This is a genomic window from Pseudomonas sp. 32_A (genome assembly GCF_017490905.1).
GTDB classification, from domain to species: Bacteria; Pseudomonadota; Gammaproteobacteria; order Pseudomonadales; family Pseudomonadaceae; genus Aquipseudomonas; species Aquipseudomonas inefficax.
In genome coordinates, this window is sequence record NZ_JAFGYI010000032.1 from 33144 (window position 1) to 47470 (window position 14327).

The 14327-nt window shown below is 65.2% G+C and carries 10 protein-coding genes; 2 read left to right on the plus strand and 8 right to left on the minus strand.

Going from position 1 to position 14327, the window contains the following annotated elements:
* The first annotated feature begins 65 nt into the window (after positions 1–65).
* Complete coding sequence (locus tag J5M58_RS18805; protein WP_207879071.1) at positions 66–1247, plus strand: NnrS family protein; 1182 nt, start codon at positions 66–68, stop codon at positions 1245–1247.
* On the opposite strand, the gene J5M58_RS18810 is transcribed toward J5M58_RS18805, so the two are convergent.
* The 8 genes from J5M58_RS18810 to J5M58_RS18845 all read right to left on the minus strand — a co-directional run bounded on the left by J5M58_RS18810 (position 1244) and on the right by J5M58_RS18845 (position 12906).
* Entirely contained in the window at positions 1244–3505 is a 2262-nt protein-coding gene (locus tag J5M58_RS18810; RefSeq protein WP_112253901.1) for an ATP-dependent DNA helicase, read from the minus strand. The two genes, J5M58_RS18805 and J5M58_RS18810, sit on opposite strands and share 4 nt — an antisense overlap.
* Positions 3502–5151, minus strand: coding sequence for a VRR-NUC domain-containing protein (locus J5M58_RS18815; RefSeq protein ID WP_207879072.1), 1650 nt, complete (start codon positions 5149–5151; stop codon positions 3502–3504). Before J5M58_RS18815 ends, J5M58_RS18810 begins: the two co-directional genes overlap by 4 nt.
* Positions 5152–5378: 227 nt before the next feature.
* On the minus strand, positions 5379–6686 hold the full coding sequence (locus J5M58_RS18820) for an MFS transporter (RefSeq protein WP_181457406.1): 1308 nt from the start codon (positions 6684–6686) through the stop codon (positions 5379–5381).
* 98 nt (positions 6687–6784) lie between these two features.
* Complete coding sequence (locus J5M58_RS18825; protein ID WP_207879073.1) at positions 6785–8002, minus strand: fumarylacetoacetate hydrolase family protein; 1218 nt, start codon at positions 8000–8002, stop codon at positions 6785–6787.
* A 20-nt stretch (positions 8003–8022) separates the two neighbouring features.
* Positions 8023–9081, minus strand: coding sequence for an Ldh family oxidoreductase (locus J5M58_RS18830; protein ID WP_207879075.1), 1059 nt, complete (start codon positions 9079–9081; stop codon positions 8023–8025).
* A 34-nt stretch (positions 9082–9115) separates the two neighbouring features.
* Positions 9116–10657: a UxaA family hydrolase gene (locus J5M58_RS18835; RefSeq protein WP_112253896.1), complete on the minus strand. Its 1542-nt coding sequence runs from the start codon at positions 10655–10657 to the stop codon at positions 9116–9118.
* A gap of 314 nt (positions 10658–10971) precedes the next feature.
* Positions 10972–11925, minus strand: coding sequence for a LysR family transcriptional regulator (locus J5M58_RS18840; RefSeq protein WP_112249294.1), 954 nt, complete (start codon positions 11923–11925; stop codon positions 10972–10974).
* Positions 11926–11958: 33 nt separating this feature from the next.
* The gene (locus J5M58_RS18845; protein WP_112249295.1) at positions 11959–12906 is read right to left on the minus strand and encodes a LysR family transcriptional regulator; all 948 of its coding nucleotides are present in this window, start codon (positions 12904–12906) and stop codon (positions 11959–11961) included.
* 101 nt (positions 12907–13007) lie between these two features.
* Between J5M58_RS18845 and J5M58_RS18850 the strand changes: the two genes are divergently transcribed.
* Positions 13008–14321 (plus strand): L-fuconate dehydratase, encoded by a 1314-nt coding sequence (locus J5M58_RS18850; protein WP_207879077.1) that lies wholly within the window; start codon positions 13008–13010, stop codon positions 14319–14321.
* The last annotated feature ends 6 nt before the right edge of the window (positions 14322–14327 follow it).

Sequence of the window (14327 nt, forward strand, 5' to 3'; positions counted from 1 at the left end):
TTTGAAGTTGGCACGGATCGTGATCTTACCCCAATTGAGCCTACTGAACGAACGAAGGTCCGCCCATGCTTGTGCAGCCGGTCGATTCACGCCCACGCCATGCCGTCTGGGGCCTGGGTTTCCGCCCATTCTTCCTGGGTGGCAGTTTGTTCGCGCTACTTGCCTTGCTGTTGTGGGCCGGCGTGCTGGCCGGAGCACTGCAGTCCACGCCCCCCGGCGGCATGCTTGCCTGGCACCGCCATGAGATGCTCTATGGCTTCGCTGTCGCCATCATCGCGGGTTTCCTGCTCACTGCAGTGCAGAACTGGAGCGGTATTCCAGGTTTGAGCGGGCGCGCGCTGCAGGGCTTGTTCCTGCTTTGGCTGCTGGGCCGGGCGAGTTGGTTCCTGCCGTTACCGGGCAGCTTGCTGGTAGTTGTCGAGGGCAGCTTCCTGCCACTGGTGGCACTGGCCCTGGCACGGCCGATCGTGCAGCGGCGCTTGCGTAACAACTACCCGATCGTCGGCCTGGTGCTGCTGATCGCCGCCTGCCAGTGGCTGACCTTGGTCGGTTGGCTGCGCCAGGACGAACTGTGGCAGCGCCGAGGGGTGTTTGCCGGGTTGTGGCTGGTGGTCGCGATGATGACCGTGCTTGGCGGGCGGGTGATCCCGTTCTTCACCCGGCGCGGCCTGGGCAACATGGCCCCGGCCCCTGCCCGCCCCTGGCTGGACCGGGCATGCCTGCTGCTGAGCGTGGCGGTACCGCTGGCCTTTGCCTCGGGCGCGGCCGATACGCCACGTATCGCCCTGGCCGTGCTGTTCGGCGCCTTGTTCGCCCTGCATACGGCCCGCCTGGCCTTGTGGCATGAACGTGGTTTGTGGCGGGTGCCCCTGCTGTGGTCGCTGCACCTGGCCTATGCCTGGATTGCCATTGCCTGCCTGGGCATGGCGTTGTGGCATGCCGGGGTGGCAGTAAGCCCGAGCCTGGTGACCCACGCCCTGACCGTGGGCGCCATGAGCGGCTTGATCCTGGCGATGATGGCACGGGTCAGCCTGGGCCACACCGGCAGGCCGCTGCACGTGCCGACCAGCATTGCCTGGGCCTTTGCCTTGATACAACTGGCGGCGCTGGCAAGGGTGGTGCTGCCGCTGTTCACGCCGCTGGGGGTGAGCCTTTCGGTCGTGTGCTGGAGCCTGGCGCTATTGCTGTTCCTGCGCCACTACCTGCCCATTTTGCTGCGGCCACGAGTTGACGGTATGCCGGGCTAGCCTCCCGGCGTCGGCCACCACCCAGGGAACATCTGCTGCACCCGGGGTTCGGCGAAGCGCTCGTCGATCAGAACCAGTACGCCACGGTCCTGGTCGCCCCGGATGACCCGGCCTGCCGCCTGGATGACCTTGCGCACGCCCGGGTAGAGATAGGCGTAATCGAACCCCGCACCAAACTGCCGCCCCAGGCGCTGCTTGAACTGCTCGTTGACCGGGTTGACCTGGGGTAGCCCGAGGGTGGCGACAAACGCGCCGATCAGCCGCGTGCCCGGCAAGTCCACCCCCTCCCCGAATGCACCGCCCAGCACCGCAAAGCCCACCCCGCGGCCATCCGCCACAAAACGGTCGAGAAAGCCCTGACGAGCTGCTTCGTCCATGCCCGGCTCCTGGGCCCACATGGGTATCTGTGCATGCCGTTCGGCCAGCAGCGCGGCCACCTGTTGCAGGTACTCGAAACTGCTGAAGAACGCCAGGTAGTTGCCCGGCATGCGCTCGTACTGCCGGGCAATCAGCTCGACGATCGGCGCCAGCGAAGCCTGGCGTTGCTGGTAACGGGTGGATACCTGGCTGGCGATGCGCACTTCCAGCTGTTCGGCGCGGAACGGCGCAGCCACTTCCAGCCAGGCGGTATCGGCCGGCATGCCCAGCAGGTCGCTGTAGAAATGCCGTGGGCTCAGGGTAGCGGAAAACAGCGTCACGCTGCGCGCCGCCTGCATGCGCGGGCCCAACAGCCGCGCCGGGGTGACATTGCGCAGGCACAGCGTGGCCAGCCGCCGCTTGCGCGGGCCCTGGCGCTGGCTGATGTCGAACAGGAAGTGCTCGTCGAACAGCTCGGCAACCCGGCTGAACTGCAACGCCTGGTAGAAGAACTGCAGCACCTGCGGGTCCACTTGCGCAGGCGCCTGGTTCATCTGCTCCTGAATCAGCCCGATGCATTGCTGCAAGGCACGCAGCAAAGCGTCTGGCAGCGACTCGCTGGCCTGGTACGGCGCACGCTGCTCCTTGTAGAGGGCGTTCCACTGCCGGTTCAGCCGGTCCAGCGCACCGGTCAGCCCGTGCGGTTTGCTCTGGCGCAGGGCCAGCAGCTGGCCCTGGTCGAGGCTGGCGCTGTACATGCCGCGGCCGCGCTCGACCAGGTTGTGCGCCTCGTCCACCAGCACCGCGACCCGCCACTGGTTGGCCTGGGTCAGGCCGAACAACAAGGCATGGGCATCGAAGTAGTAGTTGTAGTCCGCCACCAGCACATCTACCCAGCGCGCCATTTCCTGGCCCAGGTAATACGGGCACACCTGGTGCGCCAGGGCCACTTCGCGCAGCTGGGCGCGGTCGAGCAGCGGCAACGCTGCCGCCGCCGCGCGCGCGGCCGGCAGGCGATCGTAGAAGCCTGCGGCCAAGGGGCAGGACTCGCCATGGCAGGCCTTGTCGGGGTGCTCGCAGGCTTTGTCGCGGGCGATCAGTTCCAGCGTGCGCAAGGCCGGCTGCGGCGTGGCGCCGGTGATCTGGCGCATGGCATCCAGGGCCAAGGCCCGGCCCGGGGTCTTGGCCGTGAGAAAGAACAGCTTGTCCAGCTGCTGCGGCACCATGGCCTTGAGCAGGGGGAACAACGTACCGAGGGTCTTGCCAATTCCGGTACTGGCCTGCGCCATCAGGCAACGGCCGGTGCTCGCCGCCTTGTACAGGGTTTCTGCCAGTTGTCGCTGGCCTTGGCGGAACACCGGATAAGGGAAGCCCAGGGCTTGCAGGCCCTGGTTACGCTCGGCCAGGCGCTGCTCCTGCCCCTGTGCCCAAGCCAGAAAGCGTTGGCACTGGGTTTCGAAGAAGGCTTGCAGTTCGGCAGCCGTGCAGTGTTCACTGATCAGCGTCTGGCCATCGCTGTCGACGTCAAGATAAACCAGCGCCACCTCGATGGCCGGCAGTTGCCTTGCCTGGCACATCAACCAGCCATAGACCTTGGCCTGCGCCCAGTGCAGCTGGCGATGGTTGGCCGGCTGGCGCGACAGGTCGCCACGGTGGGTCTTGATCTCTTCCAGGCGGTTGCAGGCGGGGTCGTAACCGTCGGCGCGGCCACGCACCTTCAGGGTTTGGAACTGGCCTTCGAGGGCAATTTCCGACTCATAGCCCGCACCGCGTCGCGCCACCACCCGCCGATGCCCTTCGATCCCCTCCTGGGCGGTGGGTGATGGGGTGAAGCGCAGGTCCAGGTCACCGACCTTGGCGCTGAATTCGCACAAGGCGCGTACCGCCACGCTGTAGCTCACGGCGTTTCGCTCCAGCGCACATGGCACACCGCGACAGGCAAGCCGTGGGCGCGGCAAAACTCCAGCCAGCGCAACTGGTTGTCCTGCAGGCGGTCGCCTGGGCCCTTGACCTCGACCATGCGGTAGCGCCCCTGCTCGGGCCAGAACTGGATCAGGTCGGGCATGCCGGCGCGGTTGTTGCGAATGTCCTGCAGCAGGCGCAGGAAGCACTGTTTCAAATGGGCCGCCGGCAGGCAGGCCAGGGCTTGCTCAAGCAATTGCTCACTGAGCGTGGACCAGAACACGAACGGCGACTGCAGGCCTTGCTTGGCGGCGTAGCAGTCGAGAATCGCCCGGTGATGGCTGCCATCTTCGAGCCGCCCCAGGCAAAGCTCGAACAGAGCACTGCGGCGTTGCTGGAAGTCGCCGTCGTGCAGGTCCTGTGGGGCGGCCTGGAACGGGTTGAAGAACGCGCCAGGCACCGGGGCGAAGATCGCCTCCCAGCACAGCAGGCCGAACAGGCTGTTGAACAGCGTGTTCTCCACGTAATGCACATGTCCACCGGCTTCGGCCAGGTGCTGGCATACCGCCTCCTCCACACCCAGCGCTGCCAGTTCCCGGGGCAGCTCCAGCTCGATCAGTTCCAGGGGCGCGACACGCTGGCGCCGCTGTGGCGGGCCACCGAGTTTGCGGGCCAGGCGCGGCAACATACGTTCCAGCGCCTGCACTTCCAGGGCATTGGCCGGTGCCGCCGCCAGTTGCAGCGCCAGCGCATGGGCCTGGGGCCACTGCTCGCTGCGCTCCAGCACCCGCACCTGGCGGATGCGCGCCTGGGCATGGCTGCACTGCCTGTATACCGCCATGGCCTGCGCCCAGTCGCCCAGGCGTTCGCATTGCTGGCCCAGGGCGAATTGCAGGCGCGCATGGCGCCGGGCCAGCCACGGGTTGTCGCTGTGCAGGCCCTGCATGGCTGCCAGGATCGACAGCGGGTCGTCACCCTGCTCCAGGCGCTCGGCGCACTGGTGCAAGGCCATGGCCAGGTCGACTTCGGCACGTTGCTGCAAGGCACGCGAGTCGGTGCTGAACGGCACCTGTTCGTAGCGCAACAGGCCGAGGTCGGCGAGAACGAAGTCCGACCAGGATTGATACAGGTTGCCGAAGAACAGTAGGCGCATGCGGTCGCACAAGGGTTGCAGGCACCACTGGAGGATGCGCATGCCGCTGTCCGGGAACCACTCGGCCAATGACCGGGCTTGCAGGCCCAGGGGTTGCAGTTGTGCAAGCAGGTCATGCTTGGCGGCGCGGGGCCGGCTCAGCTGTAGGGCAAAACAGCGGGCAAGTTCGTCCTTGCGCAGCAGGGCAAACAATTGTTCCAGCGCCAGTTGCGCGGGTTCCCGCACCCAGCCGAGGGCCAGCAGCGGCTGCAGGGCCTGCCCGGTATCGCCGATTTCGGCATAATCGAGGCGGTCGCTGCGAAACAGCTCGCCCTTGCGCATGACCATGCGCACCATCAGGGCCTGTGCCGGGGCGTCCAGTTGGCCGAAGGTGCGGATGAAAGCGAGTTCCTGCTCGTCGAGCAGTTCTTCGTAGCGCTGTTCGACCCACAGCAGCACCTGGCGGAAATTGTGCAGGTAGTAGAACGGGTCGTCGACGGAATGGGCGATCACTGTGTGGGGTCAGGCGGCTGGAATGAATACTGGTTATACATACAGACCAGCATGCCTGGCAAGTGCCGTGGGTCAGCTCAACGATCGGCTATCGGCTTGGGGGCTGCTTTGCAGCCCAATCGCGACGCAAGGCCGCTCCCACAAGGTATTGCAGTGCTGCTGAAACCCGCGCGAGACCTGTGGGAGCGGCCTTGCGTCGCGATTGGGGCGCAAACGCCCCCCAGAATTCACACCTGTTCCGTCGCGGCAACCATCTCCGCCGCCTTGACCTTGGCACTGCCAATCGGCGCCTGCAACAGCAGGAAGTAGGCCACCGCCGAACACAGCGCCACCACCGCGCTGATCATGAACGCCGTGGTGAAGGATCCCGAATACTGGATGCTGAAGCCGGTGACGATCGGCGCCACCGAGCCGGCGATGTAGCCGCCGAAGTTCTGGATCGAGCCAAACGAGGCCACGCGCTGGCTGTCGACGATGGTGTTGACGATCATCCAGGCAGTGGCACTGGCCATGTTGATGCTGAACAGCGCCAGGCACAGCAGGATGACGCAACCGGTCAGGCCGGTGACGAACGACAGCGGCAGGGTGAACAGCGCCGCCAGCACCAGGCCGGTGATGACGCTGAACTTGCGGCTGGCCAGCACGCTCATGCCGCGCTTGACCAGCAAATCGCAGAAGCGCCCGGCGACGATCGTGCCCGCGGCACCAAAGCCATAGGCCAGCGACACCACCCAGGCGGTCTTGTACAGGTCCAGGCCATGCTCGCGCTCGAAGTACCCAGGCAGCCAGGTCAGGTGCAGCCAGAGCATGTAGATCACGCCCATGAAGCCCAGCACCGCCCCCCAGGTACTACGGTGCTTGAACAGGTCAAGCCAGCCGGCGAAGTACGAGGCCTTCGGCGCTTGTGCAGCGGCTGCCGGCGCCTGCTGCCCGCTCGGCAACGGCTTGCCTTCGGCAGCCAGCTCCGCCAGGTAGCGTGCCTTGCTTTTGTAGAAGGTCAGCCAGCACAGCGCCAGCACCACACCGATCACACCGGTGATGATGAACATGCCGCGCCAGCCAAAGTTGACCATGAACAGCGTCAGCAAGGGTGGCGCCAGGCACGGGCCGAGGCAGGTCGAGGACCAGACCACGCCGGTCGGGGTGCCGCGTTCGTTGGCATCGAACCACTCCGACAGGGCCTTGGCCGCCGACGGAAACATCGGCGCCTCGCCAATCCCCAGCAGCACCCGCAGGCCCATGAAGCCGGCAAAGCTGTTGACCATGCCGAACGCTGCCTGGGCTACCGACCAGCCCAGCAGCGAGGCACCGAGGGCGATCTTGCTGCCCAGGCGGTCGATGATCATGCCCATCGGCAGCTGGGCGAAGGCATAGGCAATGGAAAACGCCGACAACAGGATGCCCATCTGCGACGGGCTGATCATCATGTCTTTCTGGATCGAGGTGTTGGCGATCGACAGTGCACTACGGTCCAGGTAGTTGACGATGCCGATCAGTAGCAGGAACACGACGGTGATGCGTTGGTACTTCTTCATAGGGTTCATGTGATGACCTTTATTATTATTGTTGCCGCGCTGTCAGCGCCGTGGCGATCCTTCGTTCAAGCTGCGCCCTCCCTGACGCAGCGCGCCGCTCAGGGCAGGCGCGCGGTGGTTGCAACGTCCAGCAGGCCGCGCCGGCCGAGGCTGTCGATCAGTGCACGCAGGCCAAAGTGCCACTGCGGCGCCAGGTCGCTGGTGGTCACGCGGTTGCACAGGGTACCCAGTTGAGGGTTGCTGATGCTCACTACATCGCCCGGCTTGTGGGTGAAGCCGTTGCCCGGTTGGTCGCGGTCCTGTTTGGGGGCGAACAAGGTACCGAGGAACAGCACCAGGCCGTCGGGGTACTGATGGTTCTCGTTGAGGGTTTGCTGCACCAGGTCCTGCGGGTCGCGGCTGATCTGGCGCATGGAACTGCTGCCGGCGAGGATGAAGCCGTCTTCACCCACCACCTGCAACTCCACCTCGGCGGCGCGCACATCGTCCAGGCCGAAGCTTTCGTCGAACAGGCGCAGCAACGGGCCGAGCGCGGTGGAGGCATTGTTGTCCTTGGCTTTGGACAGCAGCAAGGCGCTACGGCCTTCGAAGTCGCGCAGGTTGACATCGTTGCCGAGCATCGCGCCCTTGATGCAACCATCGCTCGACACCGCCAGCACCACTTCAGGCTCGGGGTTGTTCCAGCTCGACTTGGGGTGGATGCCGATTTCGGCGCCGTGGCCGACCGCCGACAGCGGCTGGGCCTTGGTGAACACCTCGGCGTCCGGGCCAATCCCCACTTCCAGGTACTGCGACCAAAGGCCCTGCTCCACCAGCACCTTGCGCAGCGCTTCGGCCTGGGCCGAGCCCGGCACGATCTGTGACAGGTCGGCACCGATGCGGCTGGCCAGGGTGTCACGGATGGCATCGGCCTTGGCCGGGTCGCCCTTGGCCTGCTCTTCCACCACGCGCTCCAGCAGGCTGGTGGCGAAGGTCACCCCAGCGGCCTTCACCGCCTGCAGGTCGATGGGAGCCAGCAGCCATGGCTGGTGCGGGTCGCGCCGGGCCGGGTCGCTGTTGCCCAGCAAGGCTGGCAGCCCGATCAGCGGCTCGGCCAGCGGCAGGCTGCGCAGGTAGGCCACCGGGTCGGCCACTTCCAGCAGGGCCGAGACGGTGGCTACATGGGCGCTGATATCGTGCACGGCGCCAGATCTCACCAGCACTACCGCAGGGCCCTGCTCCGGCAGCCACACCCGCCCTACCCAACTGCCGCTGTCGAACGCGCTGGCATCGTGTTTCAGAGGCAGCGGTCGCTTGCCGTTCGCTCGATCAGTCATCTGTGTACCCTTACTGTCATTCATTGGGAAAGTGCCGGCAGTTGCAGCTGCCCGGCCAGGCGGTCAAGGTCGGCCACCAGCTGTGACGAAAGGCTTGCGCCCTGCTCCAGGGCTTGGCGGCGCAAGGCAAGGCCAGCCTGCCCAGGCAGGCGCACTGGGCGCTCGGGGTCCAGCGGCCGGCTGGCCAGTATCAGTCGGCCGAGGAAGCTGGTTTCGTCGGTGAACGCTTGCAGGCCGCCGAAGAATTGCGGGTCGATAACCACGGCGGTGGCCGAGGCCCCCCACTGGTCTGGCGCATCCTTGCGGCCATGGCCGGCCAGCCCCGAGGTCAAGGCTTCGACCAGCAGCGCCAGGGCGAAACCTTTGTGGCCAAAGGCCTGGCCACCCAAAGGCAGGATGCTGCCTTGCGGGCTGGTGAAGAAGTCGCGCGGGTCGTCGCTCAGTTGCCCGTCATTGCTTACCAGCACCGAATGCGGCAGACGGCTACCGGCGTCGCGACACTGGCCGACCAGGCCGAGGGTGACGGTGGACATGCTGACGTCCAGCAGAATCGGCTCGCCTTGGGTCGGGATACCCGCGGCGATCGGGTTGGGGGTATACACCGGATCGACGCCGCCATGGGCGCAGACCAGCCCTACCGACGGGTCCGAGGAATACAGCATGGCCACCAGGCCCTGGTCGGTGTAAGGCTTGAGGTAGGCTGCCAGGCAGCCGATATGCGCGGCGCGGCGTACCACGGCGATGCCGATACCCTGCGAAGTGGCGCCCTTTGCCGCGCAGTCCAGGGCACGGCTGACGCAGTACGGCCCCAACACGTAGTGGCCATCGAACAGGCTGGAAATGCCACTGTCCGACACCTGCTCCAGTACCTGCGCACGGGCCTTGACCTGCCCGCCGAGCATGCCGTCGATGTAGCGGCTGACCAAATTCAGGCCATGGGTGCGATGGCCCAGCAACTCGCCTTCGAGGAGCACCCGGGTCACTACCTGGGCGACTTCGGTATCGGCACCGGCCTTTTCGAACAGCCGCTCGACGAAGGTATTGAGCGCTTGCACGTTGTAATGTGTGGCTTGAGTCATTGCGGTTGCCTCGGAAATGGCACAGGGCTGGCGATCAGGTCACGGCGCCGATCTGCCAGGGCACGAATTCGTTCTGCCCGTAGCCGTGCAGTTCGCTCTTGCTGCGCTCACCGGAAGCGATGCGCAGCATCTGTTCGAAGATGAACGCGCCGCGCTCCTCGATGCTGGTGGAACCATCGGCGATGCCGCCGCAATTGACGTCCATGTCTTCTTCCTGGTGCTCGAACACCCGGTTGTTGGTGGCCAGCTTGATCGATGGCGCCGGGGCACAGCCGTAGGCCGAGCCACGGCCGGTGGTGAAGGCGATCAGGTTGGCCCCGCCCGCCACCTGGCCGGTGGCCGAAACCGGGTCGTAGCCGGGGGTATCCATGAACACCAGGCCCTGGGCGCGCACCGCTTCTGCGTACTGGTACACATCGACCAGGTTGCTGGAGCCGGCCTTGGCCACAGCGCCGAGGGACTTTTCCAGGATGGTGGTCAGGCCCCCGGCCTTGTTGCCGGCCGAGGGGTTGTTGTTCAGCTCGGCGTTCATGCGCTGGCAGTAGTCTTCCCACCAGCGGATGCGGGCCACCAGTTTTTCGCCGACCTCGCGGCTGACCGCACGGCGGGTCAGCAAATGCTCGGCACCGTAGATTTCCGGGGTCTCGGAGAGAATCGCGGTGCCACCGGCGGCCACCAGGCGGTCGACGGCATTGCCCAACGCCGGGTTGGCGGTTATGCCGGAATAACCATCGGAACCGCCACATTGCAGGCCTACCACCAGGTGCCGCGCGCTGACCGGCTGGCGCTGCACCTGGTTGGCCTCGGCCAGCAGTGCCTTGACCTGCTCGATGCCGGCGGCGATGGTTTTGCAGGTGCCGCCGATACCCTGGATGGTAAAGGTGCGCAGCTGGGCGCTGGCCTGCAGGCCCTGGGTTTCCAGCAGGCTTTCGATCTGGTTGGTTTCGCAACCCAGGCCGATGATCAGCACGGCAGCGAAATTGGGGTGTACGGCGTACCCGGCAAGGGTACGACGCAACAGGCCCAGGGCTTCACCGCTGGGGTCCACCGCACAGCCGGCGCCGTGGGTCAGCGCCACCACGCCGTCGATGTTCGGGTAGTCGGCCAGCACTTCAGGGTGGATATCGCGACGAAAATGGTCGGCCACGGCCCGGGCCACGGTCGCCGAGCAGTTCACCGAGGTCAGGATGCCGATGTAATTGCGGGTGGCGACCCGGCCATCGGCGCGCACTATGCCCTGGAACTGCGCCTCGCTGCCGGGCTGGTTGCGGGTGTCGACACCGAAGGCGTAGTCACGGGCGAAATCGCCCATCTGCACGTTATGCACATGTACATGCTCGCCGGCGTCGATGGCCTGCGAGGCAAACCCGATGATCTGCCCGTAGCGACGCAGAGGCTGGCCCTGCTCGACACGTTCGGTAGCGAGCTTGTGGCCTGAGGGGATCGGCTGGCGCACAATAATCGCCTCGGCGTCCAGGCGCAGGCCTTGCGGCAGGGCCTGGCGAGCGATCAGCACGTTGTCCAGCGGGTTGAGGCGGATGACGGCAAGGTCACCGGACTTGGCAATCAGTTGCATGGGACCTCTCAGGGCGGTGCGGCTGGCTTCTTGTTATGGCTGCAACCACTGTAAGAAGCCTTGGGCAACATTCCCAATGAGATGATCCGATCGAACGATAACCCTGAGTTATCAGAAGATGGTCTCAGAGCGTGTTTATCAATCACGTTGAAGACAATCTTGGACCGCTGCACGATCCTTGTAGGAGCGGCCTTGTGTCGCGAAAGGGCTGCGAAGCAGCCCCGGCAATTCGTGCTTCTGCGCTGAAACCCTGGGGCTGCTTCGCAGCCCTTTCGCGACACAAGGCCGCTCCTACAGTTGACCGCGTATCGGCTTTATCTATGCTCCTCCTGGCGACGGCGAGCGCCCTCCAGCAAAATCTCGACAAACGCCCGGGCCGAAGCGCTCAGCGGCTCGTCCTTGCGGGTAACCACGCCGTATTCCAGCGCCGCCAGGTGCAAGGGGCTGCGCAGTTCTTTCAGTTGGCCACTGGCCAGCTGCGCGGCAACCATCGAGCGCGGCAACATGGCGATCATCGGTGCCGCCTGCAGCAATTGCAGGAACATCGGCATGGAAATGGTTTCGACGCTGTCGGCAGGCGTGGCGATGCCGGCAACCCGGAAGGCCTGCTCCAGGCGGTTGCGGATCGGCGTGCCCACCGGGTACAGCACCCACGGCCAGTCGCCCAGCGCCGTCAGCGGCGTGCTTTCCAGCTGGTTGAGCGGGTGTTCGCTGTTGACCACAAGGCTGAACGGTTCTGGCTCCAGTGGCTGGAAATCGAACAGCTGGCTGAAACGCTCTTCAGTGAAGCGGCCAATCATGATGTCGAGCTTGTTCTGCTCCAGCATGGTCAACAAGTGATCGCTGGAATGCTCCACCACTTCGATCGACAGCAACGGGCTGCGTGCCTTGATCGCGGCGATGGCCTGCGGCAGCACCAGCGCGGTGGCGGCAAAGATCCCACCGACGCGGATAAAGCCGTGCCCGCCATTGCGCAAGCGGTTTACCTGGTCAACAAACTGTTGCGACTCGGCCAGCGCGCCTTGGGCATAGCGCACCACATATTCGCCCAGCTCGGTGGGTGGCATGCTCCGCGGCAGGCGCTCGAACAGGGCGAAGCCGAACTGCTCCTCAAGATCACGCAACATTTTGCTCAGAGCCGGCTGGCTCAGGTTCATGCGCGTGGCGGTGGCGTGCATGTTGCGGGTGCGCGCCAAGGTGTCGATCAACACCAGGTGCTTGTAGCGGATCCAGTTGCAAAAGCTGGAATGGGTCATGTCCGGCGGCATTGACGCAGGCCTCAGGCAAATGAAAAGGCGGGGCTATTGCGCCCGCAGGTAGTGCAGCAAGGTGTCCAGGGCAACCGAGTTGGGCCGCGAGCGCAGGGTCAGCACGCCCAGGTTGGCCATGGCCAGCGGCAGCTCCACCGGCAGGATGGCGACCATGCCATAGCGGGCATAATGCTTGGCCACGTCATCGGGCACCACCGCAATCATCTCGGAGGCTTCGAGCATGGCAGTGGTAGCCAGGATCGAGGCGGTTTCGACGATATCCAGCGACTGCACCATGCCGCCGGCTTGCAAGGCGCTTTCGACGCGGCGGCGCATCGGGCTGCCGATGGGGTGCAGGATCCAGGTCAACGCCACCAGGTCGGCCAGTTGCAGGCCGGCGGCATTGGCCAGCGGATGGCCGGCGCGGGCGATAACACGCATCTGCTCACCGCCTTCGAACAGTTCGATGTTCAGGTCCTGGCTGTCGCTCTGGTCTGGCAGCCGACCAACCACCATGTCGAAGTCGCCACGCAGCAAGGCCGGCAGCAAGGTGTCGCTGGTGCCGACCTCCAGGGAAATGCGCACCTTGGGGTGGTCGCGCTTGTAGGCCAGTACCGCCTTGGTCAGCACGCCCGGCACCGGGCCCATGACGCTGCCCACCCGTACCAGGCCCCGTGCCCCGCGCGCCAGCTCGGTAATCTGCGCCTGGGCGTGCTCGAACTCGTGAAGCGCATTCTGCGCATAGCGGATCATCACTTCGCCATACAGCGTCGCTTGCATGCCCCGGGGCAAACGCTCGAACAAGCGTACGCCCAGGCGTTCCTCGAGCTGTTGCAGCAACAGGCTGGCTGCCGGTTGCGTGGTGTGCATCGCCGCGGCAGCACGGCGCAGGTTAGCGAACTCGCCCAAGGCGTTGAGCAGCGTGATCTGCCGGCTGGAGATCTTCAATGCGCCGAGGCTGGCAGGCACCTGGGCGCTGTCGGGTGGCAAGCGAGACATATCGAATCCGGTATCGCTGGTTAAGATTTGGCGATTATGCCTGTATCGCTCGACAACCTACAGTCAGGTCTCCCAGTGCTTGAACAGAACAAGAGCCGACCATGAGCATACGTATTACCCACCTGAGCGTTCGCGACATTCGTTTCCCCACTTCGCTGTCGCTGGACGGCTCCGACGCCATGAACAGCGCCCCCGATTATTCGGCAGCCTACGTGGTGCTGCACACCGACGCCGAGGCCCTCGAAGGCCACGGCCTGACCTTCACCATCGGCCGTGGCAATGAGATTTGCGCAGCGGCGGTGCAATCGCTTGCGCCGCTGATCGTCGGCCTCAGCCTGGAGGAAATCACGGCGGACATGGGTGGTTTCTGGCACCGTTTCACCGTCAGCGACAGCCAGTTGCGTTGGCTGGGCCCGGAAAAGGGCGTGATCCACCTGGCCACCGCCGCGATCATCAATGCCGTGTGGGACCTGTGGGCCAAGCACGAGGGCAAGCCGGTGTGGAAGCTGCTGGCCGACATGACACCCGAGCAGTTGGTGCGCTGCCTGGATTTCAGCTACGTCACCGATGTGCTCACCCCCGAAGAAGCCATCGCCCTGCTGCGCCGCAAGGCCCCGGGCAAGGCCGAGCGCGAAGCGCAGATGCTGCGCGAAGGCTACCCCGGTTACACCACCGCGCCGGGCTGGCTGGGCTACAGCGAAGTAAAGATGCGCAAGCTTGCCCGCCAGGCCGTGGAAGATGGCTGGACCCACATCAAGCAGAAGATCGGTGCGGACCTGGAAGAAGACATTCGCCGCGCCAGCATCCTGCGCGACGAAATTGGCTGGGAGCGCACCCTGATGATGGATGCCAACCAGGTATGGGGCGTCGAGGAATCCGTCGCCAACATGCGCCGCCTGGCCGCCTTCGAACCACTGTGGATCGAGGAGCCGACCAACCCGGACGACATCCTCGGTCACGCCACTATCCGCCAGCGCATTGCGCCGATTGGCGTGGCTACCGGTGAACATTGCCACAACCGGGTGATGTTCAAGCAGATGTTTCAGGCCGGCGCGCTGGACTTCTGCCAACTGGACGCGGCCCGCCTGGGTGGCCTGAACGAAGTGCTGATCGTGCTGCTGATGGCGGCCAAGTACGACGTACCGGTGTGCCCGCACGGCGGCGGTGTCGGCCTGTGTGAGTACGTGCAGAACATTGCCCTGTTCGACTACATCGCGGTATCGGCCTCGCTGCACAACCGGGTGCTGGAGTACGTCGACCACCTGCACGAGCACTTCATCGACCCGGTGGTAATCCGCCGCGGGCGCTACATGCCGCCGCAACGCCCGGGCTACAGCATCGAAATGCATGCCGAGACCCTGGAACGCTACCAGTACCCCAACGGCGCGGTGTGGCTAGACATCAACCGTTCCTGACCCACC